Origin of the sequence: Rahnella sp. PD4, from assembly GCF_049199325.1 — a bacterium.
Classification (GTDB): Bacteria; Pseudomonadota; Gammaproteobacteria; order Enterobacterales; family Enterobacteriaceae; genus Rahnella; species Rahnella perminowiae.
This window is the reverse complement of sequence record NZ_JBLZQF010000003.1, coordinates 374202-397599: the sequence shown is the minus strand read 5'-3', so window position 1 is coordinate 397599 and position 23398 is coordinate 374202. Positions and strand designations below refer to the sequence as shown.

The following is a 23398-nucleotide window of genomic DNA, read 5'->3' as shown; positions in this document are numbered from 1 at the left end:
CGGTACATCCCTTTCTGGTGTTTGTATCTATGTCTTATACTCCTCTGTTCGCATCAGCCCGACAAATTCTCCGCAGTGAAATACGCCAACGCAGACAGGCTCTGACTGCTGAACAGCAAACTGATTTTGCCCTTAAGGCTGCAGAACGCGTCGCAACCCACCCGAAGATTATGTCCGCCTCTACAGTTTCTTTGTTTCTGTCATTTGATGGTGAGCTGGATACCGCACCGTTGATCGGCCGCTTGTGGAACGAAGGCAAACAACTCTGCCTGCCGGTGCTGCACCCTTTCTCGCCCGGAAACCTGCTTTTTTTGCGTTATACGCCCGACACGCCGCTGGTGCGTAATCGTCTCAAAATTCTGGAGCCACAACTGGATGTCACTCAGGTTATTCCGCTGCCGCAACTGGATATCATCCTGACGCCGCTGGTCGCCTTCGACAGTGCCGGGCAACGCTTAGGTATGGGGGGAGGCTTTTATGACCGCACACTTGAGCGCCGGGAAGCGGGCGGTCCGTATCCGATAGGTTTGGCGCACGATTGTCAGCATGTCGATGCCTTACCGGCTGAACACTGGGATGTACCATTACCTGAAGTCATCACGCCCGGAAAAGTGTGGGTCTGGTGATGCCAGGCAATATAAATTCACTGCAGGTAAGGTGTCAGCCGGAAACAGAGGATATCATTTATTAGTATGTTGTAACTAATTGCAGCCTCCGGCATCTCCTCTTTTGTCAGAAATAACCAACCCTTTGAAATAAAGCATATTTACCGCTTATACATACCGTTACACGCCGAAACCAATCACTCACGGACAACAGGGTTCGTCACGCCTATTATTCTCACATCGGCCCCGCAGTGGGGTAGACACATAAACCAAGACTCCTGAGGAATTAAACATGAAAAAAGTATTAGCTCTGGTTGTAGCCGCTGCAATGGGCCTGTCTTCTGTCGCTTTCGCTGCTGAAACTACAGCAACACCGGCACCTGCTGCCACAGCAACTACAGCGACTCCGGCTCATGCGACTAAGCATAAAGCACACAAGAAACCTGTTCAGAAAGCGCAGGCTGCCAAGAAACACAAAAAAGCAGCGAAGAAAGCACCGGTCGCTCAGAAAGCTCAGGCTGCTAAAAAACACGTGAAACACGCTAAGAAAGCGGCTCCGGTTGCACAGAAAGCCCAGGCTGCTAAAAAACACGTGAAACACGCTAAGAAAGCCGCTCCGGTTGCACAGAAAGCCCAGGCTGCTAAAAAACACGTAAAACATGCTAAGAAAGCCGCTCCGGTTGCACAGAAAGCCCAGGCTGCTAAAAAACACGTAAAACATGCTAAGAAAGCTGCTCCGGCTGCAAAAGCTACCCCGGCAGCATAAGAAGTAACGAAGAAGTCTTCGTGAGCATCGCTGCTCGCGCTTATCAAGACTGTTAATTTAACACCCGGTTCGCCGGGTGTTTTTTTCTCCGTTTATCCGCCCGAGGTACTGACAGATGATCCTGCGCCGCTACCTGTTCGAAATCACTTTTTCATCAGTGATCCTCTGTGGTCTGATCACCCTGTCTTTTTACTTCTGACGTTTTGATTCCCGCGTTCACCAGCGGATATTGTTTATTACCCTGATGCCAGAAACAAAAAAACCGCCTTCCGGCGGCTTTGTCATTTATGGCTGATATGCTCAGTAAAGCAAACGGGCACGAATGGTTCCCGGAATTGCCTTCATCAGTTGCAGTGCGGTATTCAGCGTCGTGGTATCTGTTTCAGCATCGATAACGACATAACCGATTTCAGGGCTGGTTTGCAGATACTGTGCGGCGATATTAATCCCTTGCTCCGCGAAAATCTGGTTGATGCTGGTCAGCACCCCCGGACGGTTTTCATGGATATGCAACAGACGGCTGGCTTTCTCGGTATGCGCAGGCAGAGAGGCTTCCGGGAAGTTAACCGCTGACAGGGTTGAACCGTTGTCAGAGTATTTCGCCAGTTTACCTGCCACCTCAAGGCCGATACCTTCCTGCGCTTCCATTGTCGAGCCACCGATGTGTGGCGTCAGCAGGACGTTGTCGAATTCACACAACGGAGAATTGAACGGATCACTGTTGGTCGCCGGTTCTTCCGGGAAGACGTCAATCGCCGCGCCGGAAAGATGTTTGCTGCGCAGTGCATCACACAGCGCCGGAATGTCGATAACGGTGCCGCGTGAGGCATTGATTAGCAGCGCGCCCGGTTTCATCTGGGCCAGCTGCGCCTCCGAAATCATGTCTTTCGTACCGGCAGTTTCCGGCACATGCAAGGTGACCACGTCGCTGGTGTTAAGCAATTCTTCCAGCGTCGCAATCGGCTGCGCATTACCCAATGGCAGTTTGCTTTCGATGTCGTAATAGAAGACACGCATCCCCAGGCTTTCCGCCAGGATCCCCAGCTGCGTACCAATGTGGCCGTAACCAATGATCCCCAGACGCTTGCCACGCGCTTCGAATGAACCGACTGCCAGTTTGTTCCACACACCACGGTGCGCTTTCGCATTCGCTTCAGGAATACCGCGCATCATCAGCAACATTTCGCCCAGCACCATTTCCGCAACCGAACGGGTATTGGAGAACGGTGCGTTAAAGACCGGAATACCACGACGGGTCGCAGCTTTAAGATCCACCTGATTGGTGCCGATGCAGAAACATCCAACAGCCACCAGTTTTTCTGCTGCCTGGAACACTTCTTCAGTCAGCTGAGTACGCGATCGGAGTCCAACAAAGTGCGCGTCACGGATCGATTCTTTCAGCGATTGCGTGTCTAAAGCACCTTTGTGAAATTCAATATTGGTGTAACCCGCGGCACGGAGTGTATCAACCGCACTTTGGTGGACGCCTTCCACTAACAAAAACTTAATCTTGTCTTTCTCAAGTGATACTTTTGCCATTTCCCGACCCTATAATTTTCTGACTGAATTCAAACTGCATGGTGACTGCTCACAGTCAACATAACAAAAAATCCGCCATCATCAATACAAACGATTGCCTGCCCCCCAGCAGAAGGCTCAGCGCACCTGTTGGTTTTTAGCATTTCATGCTGGTTAGATTTTTCTGAGCCAGACGTTCAGGAGGAGAAACACAGGAATGTGACATAAGTCACCAAATTAAAGCTTTTAAATAAAAGATGATTCAGTCGGAAAATTATCATCTTCATAACATTGCGTTATGACAGCGGGATGACGAGGCGGAGACTGGCTGCCCGGGACAAAAGCAGCCAGATCTTCTGCTTATAGGCTGATTACTTCAGTTTGATGGTTTTGACACCTTCGGAAGTCCCGACCAGCGCCACATCAGCCCCCCGGTTGGCGAACAGACCGACAGTCACCACACCGGCAATACTGTTGATCTTATTTTCCATCGCGACAGCATCAAGAATATTCAGGTTGTGCACATCCAGGATCACGTTGCCGTTGTCTGTCAGTACATTCTGACGGTATTCCGGCAGGCCGCCGAGTTTCACCAGTTCACGCGCCACGTAAGAACGAGCCATCGGGATCACTTCAACAGGCAACGGGAATTTACCCAACACATCCACCTGCTTAGAGGCATCCACAATGCAGATAAATTTTTTGGCAATCGCGGCAATGATTTTTTCACGGGTCAGCGCCGCGCCGCCGCCTTTGATCATTTGCATTGCGCCATTGATTTCATCTGCACCGTCAACATACACATCCAGCGAATCCACTTCGTTGCTGTCGAAAACATGGATGCCTAAGCTTTTCAGTTTTGCAGTTGAGGCGTCGGAGCTGGAAACGGCGCCTTCTATCTGGCCTTTGATGGAACCCAGTGCATCGATGAAATGCGCGGCAGTGGATCCGGTGCCGACACCGACAATGGTGCCCGGCGTCACGTAATCCAGCGCGGCCCAACCGACTGCTTTTTTCAATTCTTCCTGCGTCATAATGGCTTCTCTGTCTGATAACACGAAAGTGGCGTGAATGGTTCGGTGAAACGAAGAGTGCGGGTGATTATAAAGCATGTCCCGGCAGATTGGGCAGTCAAGAGCGTGACCAGATCACACTTATTAAGTGCAATTGTGTTGCAAACACCCCGATTTTCCTCACCACAAAACCTGACAATCTGTGGCATAGTGTCCCGATAACATTGAATCCAAGGGACAGAACTCCGATGAAACGCCCGGACTATAGAACGCTGCAGGCACTGGACGCGGTGATCCGTGAGCGCGGTTTTGAACGCGCAGCACAGAAGCTTTGCATCACACAATCGGCAGTCTCTCAGCGCATTAAGCAACTGGAAAATTTGTTCGGCCAGCCGCTGCTGGTCCGTACCGTTCCCCCCCGTCCGACTGAACAGGGGCAGAAATTGCTGGCCTTGTTACATCAGGTGGAATTACTGGAAGAAGAGTGGCTGGGCAGCGACAGCAATCACGAAAGCAACGATACACCGCTGTTGCTTTCACTGGCAGTCAACGCCGACAGTCTGGCAACCTGGTTACTGCCTGCGCTGAAATCGGTGCTGGTCGATTCCCCTATCCGTCTTAATTTACAGGTGGAAGACGAAACCCGAACGCAGGAGCGCTTGCGTCGCGGCGAAGTCGTCGGTGCGGTGAGTATACAGCCACAGCCACTGCCGAGTTGTCTGGTGGATCAGCTCGGTGCACTGGATTATTTGTTTGTGGGTTCCAAACCTTTCGCTGATCGCTATTTTCCGAACGGCGTCACCCGCTCCGCCTTACTGAAAGCACCGGCGGTGGCATTTGACCATCTTGATGATATGCATCAGGCCTTCCTGCAACAGAACTTCGATTTATCGCCTGGCAGCGTGCCGTGCCATATCGTTAACTCGTCGGAAGCGTTCGTACAACTGGCCCGTCAGGGCACCACCTGCTGCATGATCCCGCATTTACAGATTGAGAAAGAACTGGAAAGCGGTGAGCTGATCGACCTGACGCCGGGTCTTTTCCAGCGCCGTATGCTTTACTGGCACCGTTTTGCACCGGAAAGCCGCATGATGCGCAAAGTGACCGATGCCCTGCTGGCACACGGCCATCAGGTGTTGCGTCAGGACTGATTTGCCTGGCGAAAACAGAAATAAAAAACCCGCCGGAGCGGGTTTTTTCATATTTACTGTGCGGGAGCCTGAGGCTGCAATTCGAAAACGACATCGACCTGATCGTCGAAGTGAATGCTTTGCTGCTCGTAGGTTTGCGCCACATCGCTCTGGCCTGCGGCTTCAGCCGTTTTATACATACGTGCAACCGGCATCGGCTGGTAGTTAGCAACGTGGTAACGGATGCTGTAAACCGGCCCCAGTTTGGTATGGAAACCTTCGGCCAGTGATTTTGCCTGCTGCGTGGCATTTTCGATGGCTTTCTGACGTGCTTCATCGCGGAATTTATCCGGATTGGCAACACCCAGTTCAACCGCACGCACTTCATTCAGACCTGATTTCAGTGCGCCATCCAGCAGTTCGTTCAGTTTGTCCAGCTGACGTAATGTTACCTGAACCTGACGTACTGCACGGTAGCCTTTCAGCTGCGACGTGCCGTCTTTCAGATAGTTGTATTCCGGCTGAGTACGCAGGTTGGCAGCATTAATATCTTTTTTCTCAATGCCGTTTTTTTGCAGGAAAGCAAAGTATTCCGCCACGCGTTCATCAGCCTGCTTCTTGGCGCTGGCCGAATCATTCGCTGACACGCTGACTTCAATCGCCAGCGTCGCGATATCCGGCGTGGCATCCACGCTTGCGGTGCCTGACGTGACGACGTGCGGCCCGGCAGGTAATTCTGCCGCCTGTAACGTCAACGGTAATGTCCCTAATCCCAACATCGCTGCTACAGCCAATGCTTTCAGTTTCACAGTGCCTCCATTAATCATCAAAGATCTGGCAATAGATAGGTCAAACAATCTGCGAAACCGTAGCATAATCCGTTGCAACAGAAACTAAGATTAGTGACAAAACTCAAAATACCCCGGTCTGACGGGCCAGTTGTATTGCAATCCCCCACATAATGACGCCGACGATAAAGTTTATCACCCGCTGCACTTTGCCGGTATTAAGCCATGGCGCGAGCATAGCGGCGAGAATAGCCAGCCCGAAGAACCATATCACTGACGCACTGACGGCACCGAGCGCAAACCACGAACGCTCATCATGGCTCAGGCTGCCGCCCAGACTGCCAAGCACCACGAATGTATCAAGATAAACGTGCGGATTCAGCCAGGTCACCGCCAGCATGCTGACGACAATTTTCCAGCGACTTTGCTTCGCCACTTCAGCCTGAGCCAGTTCGGGATTTTTGCTGAATGCCGTACGAAATGCACCCCAGCCATACCACAGTAAAAATGCCACACCGCCCCAGCTCACCAGCAACAGTAACGTCGGGGATTGGCTCAGCAACGCGCTGCCGCCAAAAATACCGCCGCAAATCAGCGCAATGTCACTCAGCGCGCACAAGCCGGCGATCATCAGATGATACTGACGGCGGATGCCCTGATTCATCACAAATGCATTTTGCGGGCCAATCGGTAAAATCATCGCGGCGCTCATCGCCAGTCCTTGCAGGAAAATTGCCAGCATAGGGAACTCCTTCAGAGAATCAGTAACAGAGATTGCGCGCAGTGTAAGGGCTTAGCGGGCATAAGAGGAAATGGAAATTTCTAATCGGTCATTAGCCTGGCTTATCAGCGACAGTGGGATATTTCAGGCATGAAAAAGGCGCCCGCAGGCGCCTGTGAAAATCCGAATCCGGGAGATATTTATTATTCGAAAGTGCGTCGTTCTTCCTGCTGGCTGCCCGCCGCATTCGCCACCTGATACAGGTGAACATCCATTTGCGGATAAGCAATATTGATATTGTTTTTATCCAGCGCACGTTTGAACGATTCCAGCAGATCCCATTTCACGTTCTGCGCATCACCGTTGTTGGTCCAGGCATACACGATGAAATTCAGGGTAGATGCCGCCATTTCGTTCAGACGAACCACGACACCTTTATCCTGCAAAACGCGCTGATCGGCAGTGATGATATCGGTCAGGATTTTTTTCACCAGATCAATGTCAGAATCATAACCTACGCCAACAGTCAGCTCGATACGGCTGGTCGGTTCACGTGAATTGTTGATGATGTTACCGGCGATGATTTTGCCGTTTGGCACCACAATAATTTTGTTATCCGGTGTACGCAGGGTAGTGGAAAAAATTTGTACCTGAGTGACAGTACCGGCCACGCCGCCGAGGTCAACATATTCACCGGCACGGAACGGCCGGAAAATCACCAGCAGAACGCCCGCCGCAAAGTTAGACAGTGAGCCTTGTAATGCCAGACCGACGGCCAGACCGGCGGCACCGATGACGGCGATCACGGACGTGGTTTGCACGCCAATCCTTCCCAGAACCGCAATCAGCGTGAAGGCGATAATCGCGTAACGCACCATGGCGGAAAGAAAATCGGAAACCGTGATATCAATACCACGAACTTTTAACACCCGGCTGACGGCACCGGAAACGATGCGGGCGATAATCAGCCCCACAATCAGAATGAAGACTGCTGCCACAATATTCACGGCGTAATGAAGCAATAACGCCTGGTTTCTCACCAACCAGTTGCCAGCATTATTGATGCTGCCCACCACGTTCAAATCATCCATTTAAGGTACCCCAAAATTACACCCTCACGGGCTGCAAAAACTAAAGCTGCCCCGTTTAACGAGGCAGCAAGTGTTCTGTAAGGTTAACTAACAATGCGATGAAGTGCCAATTCCGTAACAAAGACTGCAGATAAATTAAGGATTTGCGTGGCTGTTTTTTAACGGTTCAGGGGTTTTGAATGCCTGAAGAGGGCCGCGACCACTCAGCGTAAAGGCAGAAATCACCGTGAAGGTCAGCGCGACTAATCCGAGGATCAGATAGGTGCCATGGAAACCGATACGGTCATACATATTGCCCGCGAAAACGGACATAAAGATGATCGCCACCTGTTTGAAGAAACAGAAGGTCACCAGATAAATCGTCGCCGAGAAACGCACTTCAAACACTGAGGTGATGTACTTGAAGCAACCGACAATCAGGAACGGCACCTCAAACATATGCAAGGTTTTCAGCACCACCACTTCCAGCGGTGACGACGCGAAAGATGAACCGATGATACGCACGGACATAATAGCACCGGCCAGCAATAAAGCATTCTTGCCGCCAATCCGGTTCACAATCAGCGGTGCGAAGAACATGATGCTGGCATTCAGCAGTTCGCCCATGGTGGTGACATAGCCAAAGACGCGCGTCCCTTCAGAAGATGACGCGAAGAAGGAGGTAAAGAAGTTAGCAAACTGCTGGTCAAATACGTCATACGTACAGGAGACGCCAATGACGTACAGCGCCAGGAACCACAGTTTTTTATCTTTCAGCAGTTCGACGGCCAGTTTGAAATTGAACGGTTTGCTGTTCGCCCCCAGTTCATTGACCACACGTGCGCTGGAGGTCACTTCCGGCCTGGCGATCAGCAACAGAATAGCAAGAATGACCGCACAGCCGGAGCCGAGCCAGAATACGAATTCATTGTTAATGGTAAACATGATGCCGACCACCGATGCGCACAGCGCCCAGCCGACACAGCCGAACATGCGTGCACGGCCAAATTCAAAGCTGCTGCGGCGACTGACTTTCTCGATATAGGCTTCAATCGCAGGTGCACCGGCGTTGTAAATCAGACCCAGGTAAATCCCGCCCACTACCGATCCAAGGTAAATATTTATTTTCAGTAACGGGCCAAATACATAAATAAAGAATGGCGCGAACAGGATCAGCATGCCGGTGATGATCCACAGCAAATGCTTTTTCAACCCCAGTTTATCGGCCAGTAAACCAAACACCGGCTGGAACAACAGCGAGAACAACGAAATACTGGCGAAGATGATGCCGGTGTCACTTTTGCTGATCTGGTTGATGTCATGCAGCCAGATCGGGAAAAACGGAAAATAGGCTCCCATGATGAAAAAGTAAAAGAAGAAGAACAGCCCGAACATCCAAAAGTTAGTATTTTTCAGGTAATACATAAGCAGATTCCTTACGTCTGAATACTGCGCTGCGGCGGGTTAAGGCCGCAGCGCTGGATATCAGGCACGCTTCCAGGTGAACGAATAATGATACTGACCGGCCGTCAGCAGGAAATCAGGACTGACGCTCGGGCTCCAGGAATCATCACCGCCGACGCCCATATGAAAGCCGTCGATGTTCAGCCATGTGCCCTTTTCTTCACGCAATAAGTGACGATGGCTGGTGTCCATCAGCTGTTGCAGGCTGTAGCGACTCAGGCCAAAGTGAAAGTTTCCACGCAGCTTCCATCCGGCGTAATCCAGTTCGCGGGTTTCTCCACGCAGGCCATTTTCGGTCGGGAAAACGTACGGCGTGTACATCTCTGTCAGTGGCAACGTCCAGCGCCCGTGCTGCGCCGCCAGACGGCGGTCAGGATAATTCTCGTGCGGTCCCAGTCCCAGCCAGCTGACGTTTTCTGCAGTCTCCGCCAGCTGGCAGGTCATGCCAATGCGACCCGGCGACGGTACATTTGACGCCACGCGGACATCGGCGCTGATATGCAGTTCGCCCTGATTATCGATGCGGAAAATCTTACGGCTCAGCAGTCGCGTTTCTTCCCCCGCCATGAATGCGTGGGTGGTGGTGATCACCACGCTGTCCTGTAACTGGTCGGCACAGATGTTTAATAAACGCGGTTCCAGCTGGTACATACCCGCCGCTTTCCAGCGTTCAACCCAGGCATTTGGATCAATACGGGTGACTTCGCTGACGCCGATATCGTTATCCACCGGCGCACGGATAAACTGGTCGCGCAGCGCACTCAGCAGACGCGGCGTTGAGCCATCAAACCACTGTTCCAGCAGTCCGCTTTGCTGGCTGAACTGCCAGCGCTGTGTGCCATGTGCTACCGTAATCAGGCCGTTTTGCTGCTCCAGTACCGGTGTAACAGCAGAAATTTTCTCCGTTACCTGTAAGGTCATTGGCTGCGGCAATTGCCATTGATCCCAGGCGCTGCGGTGCCCGGCTTCTGACCAGGCGGTCGCCTGCGGCTGATGCACTGCCACGTTCAGCCACAAATCCCCTTCCGACGAGGGAATATCGCCCAGATTCAGGGTTTGTTTGCCGTTTGGCGCGATATCTAACACCGCTTCGCCCTGCGAAATGACCTCGCCGTCATGTTCGATACGCCAGACCAGTTGTTCGTTATCACTGTGGCGGAACAGATATTCGCTCTGAATTTCCAGCATCAGCGGCGAGGTACTGATCAGCGAAAACTGGAAGAATTGCTGGGCGCGCTGCGCTTCAAACAAGGACGGATGCGGCGTACGGTCAGCAAACACCAGACCGTTCATGCAGAACTGACGGTCATTGGGCGTATCGCCAAAGTCACCGCCGTAGGCCATATAACGCTCGCCGTTATCGCCGGTGCGCAGCAGGCTCTGATCGACCCAGTCCCAGACAAAACCGCCCTGCAGACGCGGAAACTGGCGGAACGCTTGCCAGTATTTATCGAAGCCGCCAAAGCTGTTGCCCATCGCGTGGGCGTATTCGCAGAGGATCAGCGGACGGGTTTCATCCGGCATGCTGATCCATTTTTTAATCGACCATTTAGGTACGGCCGGGAACGGCTGATCCTGCTCAACACGGGAATACATCGGGCAGATAATGTCGGTTGCCGCACTGTTGGCTCCGCCGCCTTCGTACTGCACCGGACGGGTGGGATCAACAGACTTGATCCAGCGATAAAGTGCATCGTGATTCGCGCCATGACCGGACTCATTGCCCAGTGACCAGATGATGATGCACGGATGGTTGCGGTCGCGCTGAACCATACGCGTCACACGTTCGCTGAACGCGTTGAACCAGACCGGATCGTCCGAAAGACGGTTCATTGGCTGCATGCCGTGAGTTTCGATATTGGCTTCATCGACCACATACAGGCCATATTCATCGCAAAGTTTGTACCAAAGCGGATGGTTCGGATAATGCGAGCAGCGTACGGCGTTGAAGTTATGCTGCTTCATCAGCACGATGTCCCGGCGCATGGTGGCTTCGTCCATCACCTGACCGTTTTCAGGGTGATGCTCGTGGCGGTTGGTGCCGCGGATCAACACCGGCTGGCCGTTCACTTTCAGCAATCCGTTGCTGATTTCTACCTGACGGAAGCCCACATCGCAGGCTTCAGCTTCAATAAGCTGCCCCTGCGGAGAAATCAGGGAAACGACAGCGCGATAGAGGGCGGGCTGCTCAGCGCTCCACAACGCAGGCTGGCTGACCGGCAAACGCAGCGTGGTTCGGTCAAATGCCGACCCGCGCTCATCAATGATTTCGCTGCCGAGTGGTTGCAGATGCTGTGCAACCGGCTTGTCGCCCTGCCACAACTGGACGCGTATCTGGTAATCCGCTGCGTTTTCCTGCGGCACGGCGGCGCTGACCTGCACTTCCAGTTCGGCCTGCGTGAAGCCATGAAACAAATGCGTGCGCACCTGTAAGTCGGTAATCTGCTCCGCCGGTTTATGCAGCAAGGTGACGTCGCGGAAGATCCCGCTCATCCGCCACATATCCTGATCTTCCAGATAACTGCCGTCACTCCAGCGCAGCACCATGACCGCCAGACGGTTTTCACCGGCGTGCAGTACACCACTAAGATCGAATTCCGCCGGTAAACGGCTGTCCTGTGAATACCCGATCCACCGGCCGTTACACCATAAATAGAAAGCAGAGTTAACGCCGTTGAACACAATGCGCGTCTGCCCGCTGCTCAGCCAGTCATTATCCACAGAAACTGTGAGCGAGTAACAACCCGTAGGATTTTCTGCCGGTACAAACGGCGGATTGACGGGGATGGGGTATTGAACGTTGGTATAAATCGGTGCGTCATAACCCGCCAGTTGCCAGTTTGATGGCACCTGCACAGCGTCGGCACCTGCCAGATCCTGTTGCAGCCATTGCTCCGGCACGGCTTCAGGACGGTTAAAATAGCTGAATGCCCACTCGCCATTCAGGCTACGGATGTTTCCTGAAGCCTTATTATCTCTCGCTTCTTCTGCATCCCGCCAGCTGTTAAACGGCGGGTGTGCAGGTAACCTGTTGCACTGTGTCGAGGCCGGTTTTTCCCAGTCACGGCGGGCCAGAACAGTGGCCAGCGATGATAATTTATCTTCCGCTGATGTTGTCATAATATCTCCCCGGTAAATTGTTATGCGCTCACAATATGATAAACATGCGTAACCCGGACGAGTAAGTAAAGCGGAGGTATGCGGGAAAGGGACGCGGATCACAAATTCCGCGTCATGGGAGGGTTAAATCCGGTTCAGAGCGCGCTAAGCTGACGCGCGATGCGGATCAGCTCCTGCGATAAGGCTTCCTGTGACACCGGGTTTGTGCCCGGTCTGGCGGTCGTGTGGCGTTCAACCAAAGAAGTGGGCAGTAACAGCGAGGATTGCTGATGATCGCCATGCGTATGCAGATGCTCCACCAGCCGGTTAATGCTTTCGTGACCGAGCAGGCGGAAATCCTGTTTGATTGTGGTCAGCGGCGGGAAGAAAAATGCGCTGTCTTCAGTATCGTCATAACCCATCACCGAAATTTGTTCCGGTACCCGCAGACCAAACTCATGGACAGCACGCAGAACGCCGAGCGCCATCTGGTCATTGGCAACCAGAATCGCCGTAGGACGTTCGGGCTGACTGAGCAACAATAATGCCTGCTGATAACCCGAAGCCGCGCTCCAGTCACCATGCTGAACCGCACAGGGCGTAATATCGTGCAATGCCAGCGTCTTCAGCCAGCCTTCATAACGCAGCCGTGCAGAGATGGACTCGAGCGGGCCGGTCAGTACGGCAATCTGCTGATGCCCGAGCGCCAGTAAATGCGCCACGCCCTGCTCTGCCCCGCAGTGAGGATCGAACAGAATTTTGAACACATCAGCTTCAGGATCTACATCCAGAAACAACGCCGGTAAGTTGCCGCACAACTGCGCAATAGCCCCCGCATCGTCATTCGACAACGGCACGTTAATCAGCACGCCATCTACCCGCTGCGACATCAGTTCGTTTACTGCCGCACGACAGGCGGTCAGGCTCAGGTTATCAATCATCGAAATCACAACGTTGAAGCCTAACTGATTAGCACGGGTTTTCATCGCTGACGCAATTTGTGACGGCGCATGCAATGCCAGCTCAGTGGTCGCCAGACCCAGCGTATAACTTTGTTTCCCCGCCAGTTGCTGTGCGACACGGTTCGGAACGTAATTGAGCGCCGCCATTGCCTGTTCGACTTTATTACGCGTTCTGACCGACACATGCGCAGCCTGATTCAGTACACGCGAAACGGTCTGATAAGACACACCGGCGTGGCGCGCAACATCATCGAGGGTGACAGATTTTGGCTTCATGGCTCTCTCTTCGGGATTCTGGCGAAATACTGATACGGGCTATTGTGGCCGGAAAACAGGCCATAAAAAAGGGGCCGAAGCCCCTTTGACGATTATCCTCACATTCCGGTGGTCAAGCACCGGAAAGATAAGAATTACAGTACGTCGATCGCGTTCAGTTCTTTGAATGCCAGTTCCAGGCGAGTCACCATGGAAGACTGTGCAGAACGCAGCCATACGCGCGGGTCATAGAATTTCTTGTTAGGTTTGTCCGCGCCTTCCGGGTTACCCAACTGACCTTGCAGGTAAGCTTCGTTTTTCTTGTAGAACTGCAGAATACCGTCCCAGTTAGCCCACTGAGTGTCGGTATCGATGTTCATTTTGATAACACCGTAACCTACAGATTCTTTGATTTCTGCTGCAGTTGAACCGGAACCGCCGTGGAATACGAAGTTCAGGCTGTTGTGTGGCAGGTTGTGTTTCTTGCACACGTATTCCTGAGAATCACGCAGGATCGTTGGAGTCAGTTTAACGTTACCTGGTTTGTAAACACCGTGTACGTTACCGAATGACGCAGCGATAGTGAAACGCGGGCTGATAGCGTTCAGTTTTTCGTAAGCGTAATCAACGTCTTGTGGCTGAGTGTACAGTGCTGATGCGTCCATATGGCTGTTGTCCACGCCATCTTCTTCACCGCCGGTGCAACCCAGTTCGATTTCCAGAGTCATGTCGATTTTTGCCATGCGAGCTAAGTACTTGCTGCAAATTTCGATGTTTTCTTCCAGAGATTCTTCAGACAGGTCAATCATGTGAGAAGAGAACAGTGGCTTACCGGTTTTCGCGTAATGCGCTTCACCCGCGTCCAGCAGACCGTCGATCCATGGCAGCAGTTTTTTCGCGCAGTGGTCGGTGTGCAGGATAACCGGCACGCCATAATGTTCTGCCATCTGATGCACATGGTGTGCGCCAGAGATTGCGCCCAGAATTGCCGCACCTTGTGGTACGTCAGTTTTCAGGCCTTTACCTGCGATAAACGCAGCGCCACCGTTAGAGAACTGAACGATAACCGGTGAACGAACTTTCGCAGCCGCTTCGAGCACGGCATTGATGGAGTCGGTGCCTACGCAGTTAACCGCTGGCAGAGCAAATTTGTTTTCTTTAGCGATAGCGAAAACTTTCTGTACATCATCACCAGTGATAACGCCTGGTTTTACGAAATCAAAAATTTTAGACATAGTTCTTTGTCCTGTTTCGTCGGCCGTAGATGGATTGAATCGGTTTGCTATGTCGCGCGGGTTCCACTGTGCAGCCCCCCGCGCGGCAAAGAAGAACGGACAGCATTACGCTCCCCGTTCAGGGTTCATGACTTCTTAGCACGCTCTTCCAGCATCACAACCGCTGGCAGTGCTTTCCCTTCAACGAATTCCAGGAATGCGCCACCGCCAGTGGAGATATAGGAAATTTTGTCAGCGATACCGAACAGATCGATAGCCGCCAGTGTGTCGCCGCCGCCTGCGATAGAAAATGCTTCGCTGTCAGCAATAGCCTGCGCCACAATTTCGGTCCCTTTACGGAAGTTAGGGAACTCGAACACGCCTACAGGACCATTCCACAGAATGGTTTTAGCGTTTTTAATGATCTCAGCCAGACGATTTGCAGACTCATCGCCCATGTCGAGAATTTGTTCATCATCTTTGATGTCTTTAACAGACTTCACGGTAGCCGTTGCAGTTTCAGAGAACTCCGTCGCTACGCGAACATCGGTAGGAACAGGAATGTCGCAGGTTTCCAGCAATTTGCTTGCGGTGCCGACCAGGTCTGCTTCGTACAGGGATTTCCCGACGTTGTTGCCTTGAGCAGCCACGAAGGTGTTCGCGATACCACCGCCAACGATCAGCTGGTCAGCGATTTTGGACAGGGAATCCAGAACGGTCAGTTTGGTAGAAACTTTAGAACCACCCACGATAGCGACCATCGGACGGGCCGGGTTACCCAGCGCTTTACCCAGTGCTTCCAGTTCTGCAGACAACAGCGGACCGGCACAGGCGATAGGTGCAAACTTGCCCACGCCGTGAGTAGAAGCTTGTGCGCGGTGCGCAGTACCGAATGCGTCCATCACATAGATGTCACACAGGGCAGCATATTTTTTGGACAGGGTTTCGTCGTCTTTCTTTTCGCCTTTGTTGAAGCGAACGTTTTCCAGAACAACCAGCTCGCCTTCGGCAACTTCAACGCCATCCAGATAGTCTTTAGCCAGACGTACAGGAGAAGACAGTTTGTCTTTCAGGTAGTTAACAACCGGCAGCAGAGAAAACTCTTCGTTATATTCGCCTTCAGTCGGACGACCCAGATGCGAGGTAACCATCACACGTGCACCTTGTTTAAGGGCAATTTCGATGGTAGGTAAAGAAGCGCGGATACGTGCATCTGACGTTACTTTGCCATCTTTAACTGGCACGTTCAGATCGGCACGGATCAGTACGCGTTTACCCGCTAAATCCAGATCGCTCATCTTAATAACAGACATGGTGAATCCTCTCGTTGATTCTCTTTAAAGTTGCTTGAAGGCAGTTTCGGCCGGAAAGCCGGAACAGCCGTACTAGAAACCGCTGGCAGACATTGCCAATGTTGTATCCAACATTCTGTTGGCAAAACCCCACTCGTTATCGCACCAGACCAGTGTCTTAATCAGGTGCTGTCCACTCACCCGCGTCTGCGTTCCATCTACGATGGCGCTATGGGGATCATGGTTAAAATCTGTCGAGACTAATGGTAGTTCGGTATAGTCAACAATACCACGAAAAGCACCTGTTGCGGCCTTTTGCAGCAGCTGGTTAACCTCGCCTACCGTCACAGCACCCTCGACAAATACGCTTAAATCAATGGCGGTGACATTGATTGTCGGCACACGCACCGAGATCGCTTCAAAGCGATCGCAGAATTTTGGCATGATGCGCGTGATCCCTGCGGCCAGTTTGGTATCAACCGGGATAATGGACTGGCTGGCGGCGCGCGTACGGCGTAAATCCGCATGGTACGCATCGATCACCGGCTGATCATTCATTGAGGAATGAATGGTCGTTACCGTGCCGGACTCAATGCCAAAAGCATCATCGAGCAGTTTGATCACAGGGATAATACAGTTGGTGGTGCAGGACGCATTGGACACAATGCGGTGCTGACGTTCGAGCAAGGCGTGGTTCACGCCGTAAACCACCGTGGCGTCAAGATCATGGCCGCCAGGATGCGCGAACAGAATTTTTTTAGCGCCGGCCGCAAGCTGGGCTTCACCGTCTGCACGGCTGCCATAGACACCGGTGCAATCAAGCACGACGTCAATGCTCAGTTCACCCCATGGCAACTGGCTGGCATCAGACTGATGAAGTAAACGGATGGAGTCATCGCCTACGTAAAGGTTTTCACCTTCCTGGCGGACATCCCAGGCGAAACGCCCGTGGCTGGAATCGTATTTAAGCAGATGAGCCATGCCTTCAGGGCTGGCAATTTCATTGATGGCAATGACGGAGATTTCCGCCCGGCGACCGGATTCGTATAACGCGCGCAATACGCTACGGCCAATGCGACCAAAGCCATTAATTGCAATACGTATTGGCATACATCTCCCTGTTACACGGTTGTTACTCAATATCAGTAACACCTATAGTAATGCAGCGTGCGTTTACGGTGAATCACCATCATCATTTGTCCGCACAAAGCCTGCGGCAGAAAAGCGTCAGTTTCAGGCACGATAACAACCTGGTAAGGATGTTAAGCTCAAATAGCCCGACTGAAACGGTTCAGCTGAGAATAAACCAAACGGTGAATAAAAGGAATAATTCGTAGAAGAAGGCCGCATTAATCGCTCCGATTGCTGAAAAAAACACCAGCCAATTCGGTGTATTCACAGTGATTTTACTTTTTCATCACCTTTTCGACAGTGATTTTCCTCATAAACCGACGGATTGAAACAGTTCCGGCATGTAGGCAGTGTAACCGAGCCCGCATCGGAACGGTTTGACCTGTGTCATTTCGCGCGAAACTGAGAACGGGTACCGGAAAACACAGGCGAAAAAAAAGCACCCGAAGGTGCTTTTAACGGCATAAGAAATGCGGAGTTACTTCAGTAACGCCTGTGCCTGAGCAACAACGTTATCAACAGTGAAACCGAACTCTTTGAACAACAACTCTGCCGGAGCAGATTCGCCGAAGCTATGCATACCGACGATTGCACCGTTCAGGCCGACGTATTTGAACCAGTAATCAGCGATACCGGCTTCAACCGCAACACGGGCAGAAACGGCTTTCGGCAAGACCGATTCACGGTAAGCTGCGTCTTGTTTGTCGAAGGCATCCGTAGACGGCATGGAAACCACACGCACTTTGGTGCCCGCAGCAGCCAGTTTGTCAGCCGCTTCAACAGTGATACCCACTTCAGAACCGGTGGCAATCAGGATCACGTCCGGCGTACCGTCGCAATCTTTCAGCACGTAACCCCCGCGCGCCACGTTGGCCAGTTGTTCAGGCGTACGTGGTTGCTGGGTCAGGTTCTGACGGGAGAAGATCAGGGTAACCGGGCCGTCGTTACGCTCAATCGCGTATTTCCATGCCACAGCAGATTCAACCTGATCCGCAGGACGCCAGGTGCTCATGTTTGGCGTAACGCGCAGGCTGGCAATTTGCTCAACCGGCTGGTGCGTCGGGCCGTCTTCGCCCAGACCGATGGAGTCATGGGTGTACACGAAAACGTTGCGGATTTTCATCAGTGCCGCCATACGCACCGCGTTACGCGCGTATTCCACAAACATCAGGAAAGTCGCAGAATACGGCAGGAAACCGCCATGCAGCGCGATACCGTTGGTGATTGCTGTCATACCGAATTCACGCACGCCATAATGGATGTAGTTACCCGCCTGATCGTCGCCGATAGACTTCGAACCAGACCACATGGTCAGGTTGCTGGGTGCCAGGTCAGCAGAGCCGCCCAGGAACTCAGGCAACACTTTACCAAAAGCTTCCAGCGCATTCTGGGAGGCTTTACGGCTGGCGATGTTTGCAGGGTTAGCCTGCAGCTGTTCGATGAATTTCTGTGCTTCAGTTTCCCAGTTTGCTGGCAGCTCGCCGTTCACACGACGTTTGAACTCTTTTGCCAGCTCAGGATAGGCTTTCGCATAGGCATCAAACTTGTCGTTCCACGCGGCTTCTTTGGCTTTACCGGCTTCTTTCGCATCCCACTGCGCATAGATATCTTGCGGGATTTCAAAGGCGGCATATTTCCAGCCCAGCGCTTCACGGGTAGCGGCTACTTCAGCTGCGCCCAGTGCGGCACCATGTACATCGTGAGTACCGGCTTTGTTCGGCGAACCGAAACCGATCACGGTTTTACACATCAGCAGGGAAGGTTTGTCGGTAACTTTATGCGCTTCTTCAATGGCCGCTTTGATGGAGTCAGGATTATGACCATCAACACCGCGGACTACGTGCCAGCCGTAAGCTTCGAAACGTGCCGCGGTATCGTCGGTGAACCAGCCTTCTACGTGACCATCAATAGAGATACCGTTGTCATCATAAAACGCGGTCAGTTTGCCGAGTTTCATGGTACCGGCCAGTGAACACACTTCGTGAGAAATGCCTTCCATCATGCAGCCGTCGCCCAGAAACGCGTAGGTCTGGTGATCGACAATGTCATGGCCTGGTTTGTTGAACTGTGCTGCCAGCGTACGTTCTGCAATAGCGAAACCGACGGCATTCGCGATGCCCTGTCCCAGCGGACCGGTGGTGGTTTCAACGCCAGGCGTATAACCGTATTCCGGATGGCCCGGGGTTTTAGAGTGCAGCTGACGGAAATTAGCCAGTTCGCTCATCGGCAGATCATAGCCGGTGAGATGCAGCAGGCTGTAAATCAGCATAGAACCATGACCATTGGACAGCACGAAACGGTCACGGTCCGCCCAGTGCGGGTTAGTCGGGTTATGATTAAGGTAATCGCGCCACAGCACTTCGGCAATGTCTGCCATGCCCATAGGGGCACCAGGGTGGCCGGAATTCGCTTTCTGCACGGCATCCATACTAAGTGCGCGAATAGCGTTCGCAAGCTCTTTACGAGAGGACATGTTCTACTCCAGGTCGGATTAAAAAAGCAGTCAAGAAAGTCATTTTCTCAGACTCGGCATTAAAACGGCAATCTCTAATCACTCTCGTGATTAAGTTCACAAAATCCGCTTTTAAATCAGTGCGTTTTTTCGGACTTACACTATAGATCGTGCACTGCCAAAAACCTATCTTAACGCTATCCTTACAGTCAGAGCCTTTTTCAGGCTGTATTCGCTGTTTTGTTAACTTTCTCCGGGAACCCAAATTGATGAAATTTCACCCTGTTATGTTGAGCCTTTTTGCCGCATCGCTGGTCAGTGGCTGCGCTAATGTCAATACCGATACCTTAATGCAGTCCGGCGCGCAGGCTTATCAGGCCTATACGCTGAGTGACGCCGACGTTAAAACACTGAGCGTACAGTCCTGCGAGGAGATGGATAAAAAGGCACAAATTGCTCCCGACAGCAGTGAATACGCACAACGCCTGAAAAAAATCTCGGCGGCACTGGGTGATAACATTAATGGCACCCCTGCCAACTATAAGGTTTACCTGACCAAAGACGTCAACGCCTGGGCGATGGCGAACGGCTGCATCCGTGTTTACAGCGGCCTGATGGATATGATGAATGACAATGAAGTGGAAGGCGTTCTCGGTCATGAAATGGGCCACGTCGCGCTCGGTCACACCCGCAAAGCCATGCAGGTCGCTTACAGCGCTACCGCAGCACGCTCTGCAATTTCTTCCCTTGGTGGCGTCAGCGCCACCTTGTCACAGTCACAACTGGCGGACCTGGGCGAGAAATATGTTAACGCACAGTTCTCCCAGAAGCAGGAATCCGAAGCGGACGATTATTCTTTCGATCTGCTGAAAAAACGGGGTATTGATCCGACAGGTCTGGCGACCAGTTTTGAGAAGCTGGCCAAACTGGATCAGGGGAGCAGTATCGGCTGGTTTGACGATCACCCGTCTTCAGAGGCACGTGCGAAACATATACGTGAACGTATCGCTGCCGGAAAATAACCCCATTAAGGCGCAAAATGTTGCGCCTTTCACTTTCATTTCGCACAACAATGATTTCTGCTTCATGGTTAATAAAGAAACAATTTTACCTATCAATATAAAATACGTTCATGAAATAAGTAACGAAAGCAGGACGTAAAAACGCCCGGACAAGCCGGGCGTTGAGGCGCAGAGAATAAAAGAACCGGGCTTTTATTCGTCTTCCAGATAGGTATAACCGTATAAACCGGCTTCAAACTCTTCGACAAACTGGGCCTGCAATTCGGCATCCAAATCTGTTTCTTTCACCTGATCGCGGAAGCGGGACAGCAATACGTTAGGATCCAATTGCACGTATTCCAGCATGTCCGCAACCGTATCGCCTTCATCTGACTGCTGCACTTCAATGCTGCCGTCAGGGAAGACAAACACATCCACCGCAGCAGTGTCGCCGAACAGGTTATGCATGTTGCCGAGAATTTCCTGATACGCACCGACCATAAAGAAACCCAGCACCGGCGGATTCTCAGGGTCATACGGCGGCATTGGCATGGTGGTCGCGACGCCGTCACCGTCGATATAGTGATCGATAGTACCGTCGGAGTCACAGGTGATGTCCAGCAGTACCGCACGGCCTACAGGCGGTTTATCCAGACCTTCCAGCGGCAGAACCGGGAACAACTGATCGATACCCCATGCATCCGGCATCGACTGGAACAGCGAGAAGTTGACGTACAGTTTGTCCGCCATACGTTCCTGCAATTCGTCAATAATCGGGCGGTGAGCACGGTTACTCGGATCCAGCTGATCCTGAATTTTATTACAGATATTCAGGTAGATATCTTCCGCCCAGGCACGCTGCGTCAGATCCAAAATTCCGTGCGCATATTGTGAATGGACATCGTGCAGGTCCATCTGGCTGTCGTGCAGCCATTCACGAAGCGAGCGCCGGTTTTCCGGATCGTGCATTTCGTTCCAGGTATCCCACATGCTGCCCAGCGCACGCGGTGCATCCGGTTCAGGTGCCGCCGGCTCTTTAAACTCATTGCGCTCAACACCAATGACATTCGACACCAGCACAGTATGGTGCGCGGTCACGGCACGACCAGACTCAGTGATCACCGTCGGATGCGGCAAACCATGTTCGTTACAGGCGTCGCCGATCCCCCAGATAACGTTATTGGCATATTCATTCAGGCCATAGTTCACCGAGCAATCAGACTGTGAACGGGTTCCTTCGTAATCCACACCCAGGCCACCGCCCACGTCGAAGCACTGAATATTAACGCCCAGTTTGTGCAGTTCTACGTAGAAACGCGCGGATTCACGTACACCGGTCGAGATGTCACGAATATTCGCCAGCTGTGAACCCAGGTGGAAATGCAGCAGTTGCAGGCTTTCCAGACGCCCTGCCTCACGCAACATTTCGACCAGTTGCAGAACCTGAGAGGCTGCCAGGCCAAACTTAGATTTCTCGCCACCGCTGGACTGCCATTTACCGGAGCCCTGTGAGGACAGACGCGCACGCACGCCCAGACGCGGAACAACGTTCAGGCGTTCAGCTTCTTCCAGCACCAGTTTAATCTCAGTCATCTTCTCGATAACCAGATAAACCTTGTGCCCGAGTTTCTCGCCGATCAGGGCCAGACGGATGTATTCACGGTCTTTATAACCGTTACAGACGATCACGGAACGGGTCATCCCGGCGTGCGCCAGCACGGCCATCAGCTCAGCTTTTGAGCCGGCTTCCAGACCCAGCGGTTCACCCGATTCCACCAGCGATTCAATGACACGGCGGTGCTGGTTGACCTTAATCGGGTACACCAGGAAGTAGTCACCCTCGTAGCCAAAAGATTCACGCGCACGTTTAAAGGCGGCGTTAATCGAACGCAGACGGTGCTGTAGAATTTGTGGGAAACAGAACAATGCCGGCAGACGCTGACCGTCCTGTTCCCGCATGTCTTTTACCAGTTGTGCCAGATCGACACGGGCAGAAGGCTCGTCTGGATCCGGGCAAACACTGATGTGGCCCAGTTCATTGACGTCATAATAATTGTTACCCCAATAGGCAACGTTGTAAGTGCGCAGCATCTTGCTGGCATCACGATCGTTCACGGCAACCTCCTGCATGGAGCGCAAAAAAACAGTATCGTCCGAATGTGGCGGACGGTGGGACTGGATGTCATCAGACATAGGTAAATCCTCTTTCTATACTGACAACATGGCCAGCCACTATCGCAGTAACAACAGGTGAGAACAACCCGCAAGCCTGGCTTTCAGACAGGATAAAACCCTGTGTGCCGCAGCCATAGGACTGTTTTCTACTCATATCATTGTAAAACACGTTTTTAGACTCCGTGTAACGAGTCGGGAGAAATCAGGGACGGATGCCCCGGGAGATCGCAGGCTACATCAGTTATATGTCGGAAGTGCGATGTACACACAGCCGGGTTTACTGAGCAGCGTACAGATGTCGGCGGCTGACCTGTCTATAGTCAGACTGTCTGTAACATCGAAGAGATAACAGACGTTTTGCTAACAGAAATGCTGAGGAGAATGCTGCAGGGCGCAATGAAGGCTGCAGGGGATGCTGTTGAAATGTTACAAGCGGTAAAAAGTGGGTCATTAAACTAACCACCTCCACACGTGCCACGCATCACCCGCGGGCATTCGAGCTGAGAAAACAGTAATTACTGGAATACGCTGCATCTGCAGGGCCTGCAGAAATATGCATAGCGCGCGCCGTTTATACCGGCAACCCGCTGTAATTGCAAAATGAAAATGTGGTGTAAATAGTTTCAGGCCGTGAATATCACTGCAAACCCGCACAATAACACCCACTCTGTCACAAAAATGACTGGCATTCGGGACACCTGCTATCCTAAAATAGCCGTCCAGATGTTAATCCGTCCACACG

General features: G+C 52.3%; 17 protein-coding genes. 4 read left to right on the top strand and 13 right to left on the bottom strand.

All coding sequences use genetic code 11. The annotated features are described in order from the left end of the window. The first annotated feature begins 29 nt into the window (after positions 1–29). Both ACOZIO_RS10675 and asr read left to right on the top strand, forming a co-directional pair. Entirely contained in the window at positions 30–626 is a 597-nt protein-coding gene (locus ACOZIO_RS10675) for a 5-formyltetrahydrofolate cyclo-ligase (protein ID WP_129953011.1), read from the top strand. A gap of 271 nt (positions 627–897) precedes the next feature. Further along, complete coding sequence (gene asr / locus ACOZIO_RS10670) at positions 898–1371, top strand: acid resistance repetitive basic protein Asr (protein WP_129991416.1); 474 nt, start codon at positions 898–900, stop codon at positions 1369–1371. A 300-nt stretch (positions 1372–1671) separates the two neighbouring features. Here asr and serA read toward each other — a convergent pair whose 3' ends face one another. Continuing rightward, the gene (gene serA, locus ACOZIO_RS10665) at positions 1672–2910 is read right to left on the bottom strand and encodes a phosphoglycerate dehydrogenase (RefSeq protein ID WP_129953012.1); all 1239 of its coding nucleotides are present in this window, start codon (positions 2908–2910) and stop codon (positions 1672–1674) included. Positions 2911–3260: 350 nt separating this feature from the next. After that, entirely contained in the window at positions 3261–3923 is a 663-nt protein-coding gene (gene rpiA, locus ACOZIO_RS10660) for a ribose-5-phosphate isomerase RpiA (protein WP_129953013.1), read from the bottom strand. 227 nt (positions 3924–4150) lie between these two features. Here rpiA and ACOZIO_RS10655 point away from each other — a divergent pair, with 227 nt between their 5' ends. Beyond that, positions 4151–5053 (top strand): LysR family transcriptional regulator ArgP, encoded by a 903-nt coding sequence (locus ACOZIO_RS10655; RefSeq protein WP_129953014.1) that lies wholly within the window; start codon positions 4151–4153, stop codon positions 5051–5053. A 53-nt stretch (positions 5054–5106) separates the two neighbouring features. On the opposite strand, the gene ACOZIO_RS10650 is transcribed toward ACOZIO_RS10655, so the two are convergent. The 10 genes from ACOZIO_RS10650 to tkt all read right to left on the bottom strand — a co-directional run bounded on the left by ACOZIO_RS10650 (position 5107) and on the right by tkt (position 19501). Continuing rightward, positions 5107–5841 carry an oxidative stress defense protein gene (locus tag ACOZIO_RS10650; RefSeq protein WP_129953015.1) on the bottom strand — a complete coding sequence of 245 codons (735 nt, stop codon included), beginning with the start codon at positions 5839–5841 and terminating at the stop codon, positions 5107–5109. Positions 5842–5944: 103 nt separating this feature from the next. Further along, positions 5945–6562 carry an arginine exporter ArgO gene (argO, locus tag ACOZIO_RS10645; protein ID WP_129953016.1) on the bottom strand — a complete coding sequence of 206 codons (618 nt, stop codon included), beginning with the start codon at positions 6560–6562 and terminating at the stop codon, positions 5945–5947. Between the two features lie 182 nt (positions 6563–6744). After that, the gene (gene mscS / locus ACOZIO_RS10640; RefSeq protein WP_129991415.1) at positions 6745–7632 is read right to left on the bottom strand and encodes a small-conductance mechanosensitive channel MscS; all 888 of its coding nucleotides are present in this window, start codon (positions 7630–7632) and stop codon (positions 6745–6747) included. A gap of 135 nt (positions 7633–7767) precedes the next feature. Then, positions 7768–9036, bottom strand: coding sequence for an MFS transporter (locus tag ACOZIO_RS10635; protein ID WP_129953018.1), 1269 nt, complete (start codon positions 9034–9036; stop codon positions 7768–7770). Positions 9037–9096: 60 nt separating this feature from the next. Continuing rightward, positions 9097–12195: a beta-galactosidase gene (locus ACOZIO_RS10630; protein WP_421595256.1), complete on the bottom strand. Its 3099-nt coding sequence runs from the start codon at positions 12193–12195 to the stop codon at positions 9097–9099. A gap of 134 nt (positions 12196–12329) precedes the next feature. Further along, positions 12330–13412, bottom strand: coding sequence for a LacI family DNA-binding transcriptional regulator (locus ACOZIO_RS10625; protein WP_129991413.1), 1083 nt, complete (start codon positions 13410–13412; stop codon positions 12330–12332). Between the two features lie 134 nt (positions 13413–13546). After that, positions 13547–14626 (bottom strand): class II fructose-bisphosphate aldolase, encoded by a 1080-nt coding sequence (gene fbaA, locus ACOZIO_RS10620; RefSeq protein WP_013576802.1) that lies wholly within the window; start codon positions 14624–14626, stop codon positions 13547–13549. Between the two features lie 125 nt (positions 14627–14751). Then, positions 14752–15918, bottom strand: coding sequence for a phosphoglycerate kinase (pgk, locus tag ACOZIO_RS10615; protein ID WP_129953021.1), 1167 nt, complete (start codon positions 15916–15918; stop codon positions 14752–14754). 72 nt (positions 15919–15990) lie between these two features. Beyond that, positions 15991–17007 (bottom strand): erythrose-4-phosphate dehydrogenase, encoded by a 1017-nt coding sequence (gene epd, locus ACOZIO_RS10610; RefSeq protein ID WP_129953022.1) that lies wholly within the window; start codon positions 17005–17007, stop codon positions 15991–15993. Positions 17008–17506: 499 nt separating this feature from the next. Beyond that, positions 17507–19501: a transketolase gene (gene tkt, locus ACOZIO_RS10605; protein ID WP_129953023.1), complete on the bottom strand. Its 1995-nt coding sequence runs from the start codon at positions 19499–19501 to the stop codon at positions 17507–17509. A gap of 248 nt (positions 19502–19749) precedes the next feature. Between tkt and ACOZIO_RS10600 the strand changes: the two genes are divergently transcribed. Further along, entirely contained in the window at positions 19750–20502 is a 753-nt protein-coding gene (locus ACOZIO_RS10600; RefSeq protein ID WP_129953024.1) for a M48 family metallopeptidase, read from the top strand. A gap of 192 nt (positions 20503–20694) precedes the next feature. Here the strand turns inward: ACOZIO_RS10600 and speA are convergent, their stop codons facing one another. Beyond that, a complete protein-coding gene (gene speA, locus ACOZIO_RS10595; RefSeq protein ID WP_129953025.1) occupies positions 20695–22674 on the bottom strand; it encodes a biosynthetic arginine decarboxylase in 1980 nt (659 codons plus the stop codon). Between the last annotated feature and the right edge of the window lie 724 nt (positions 22675–23398).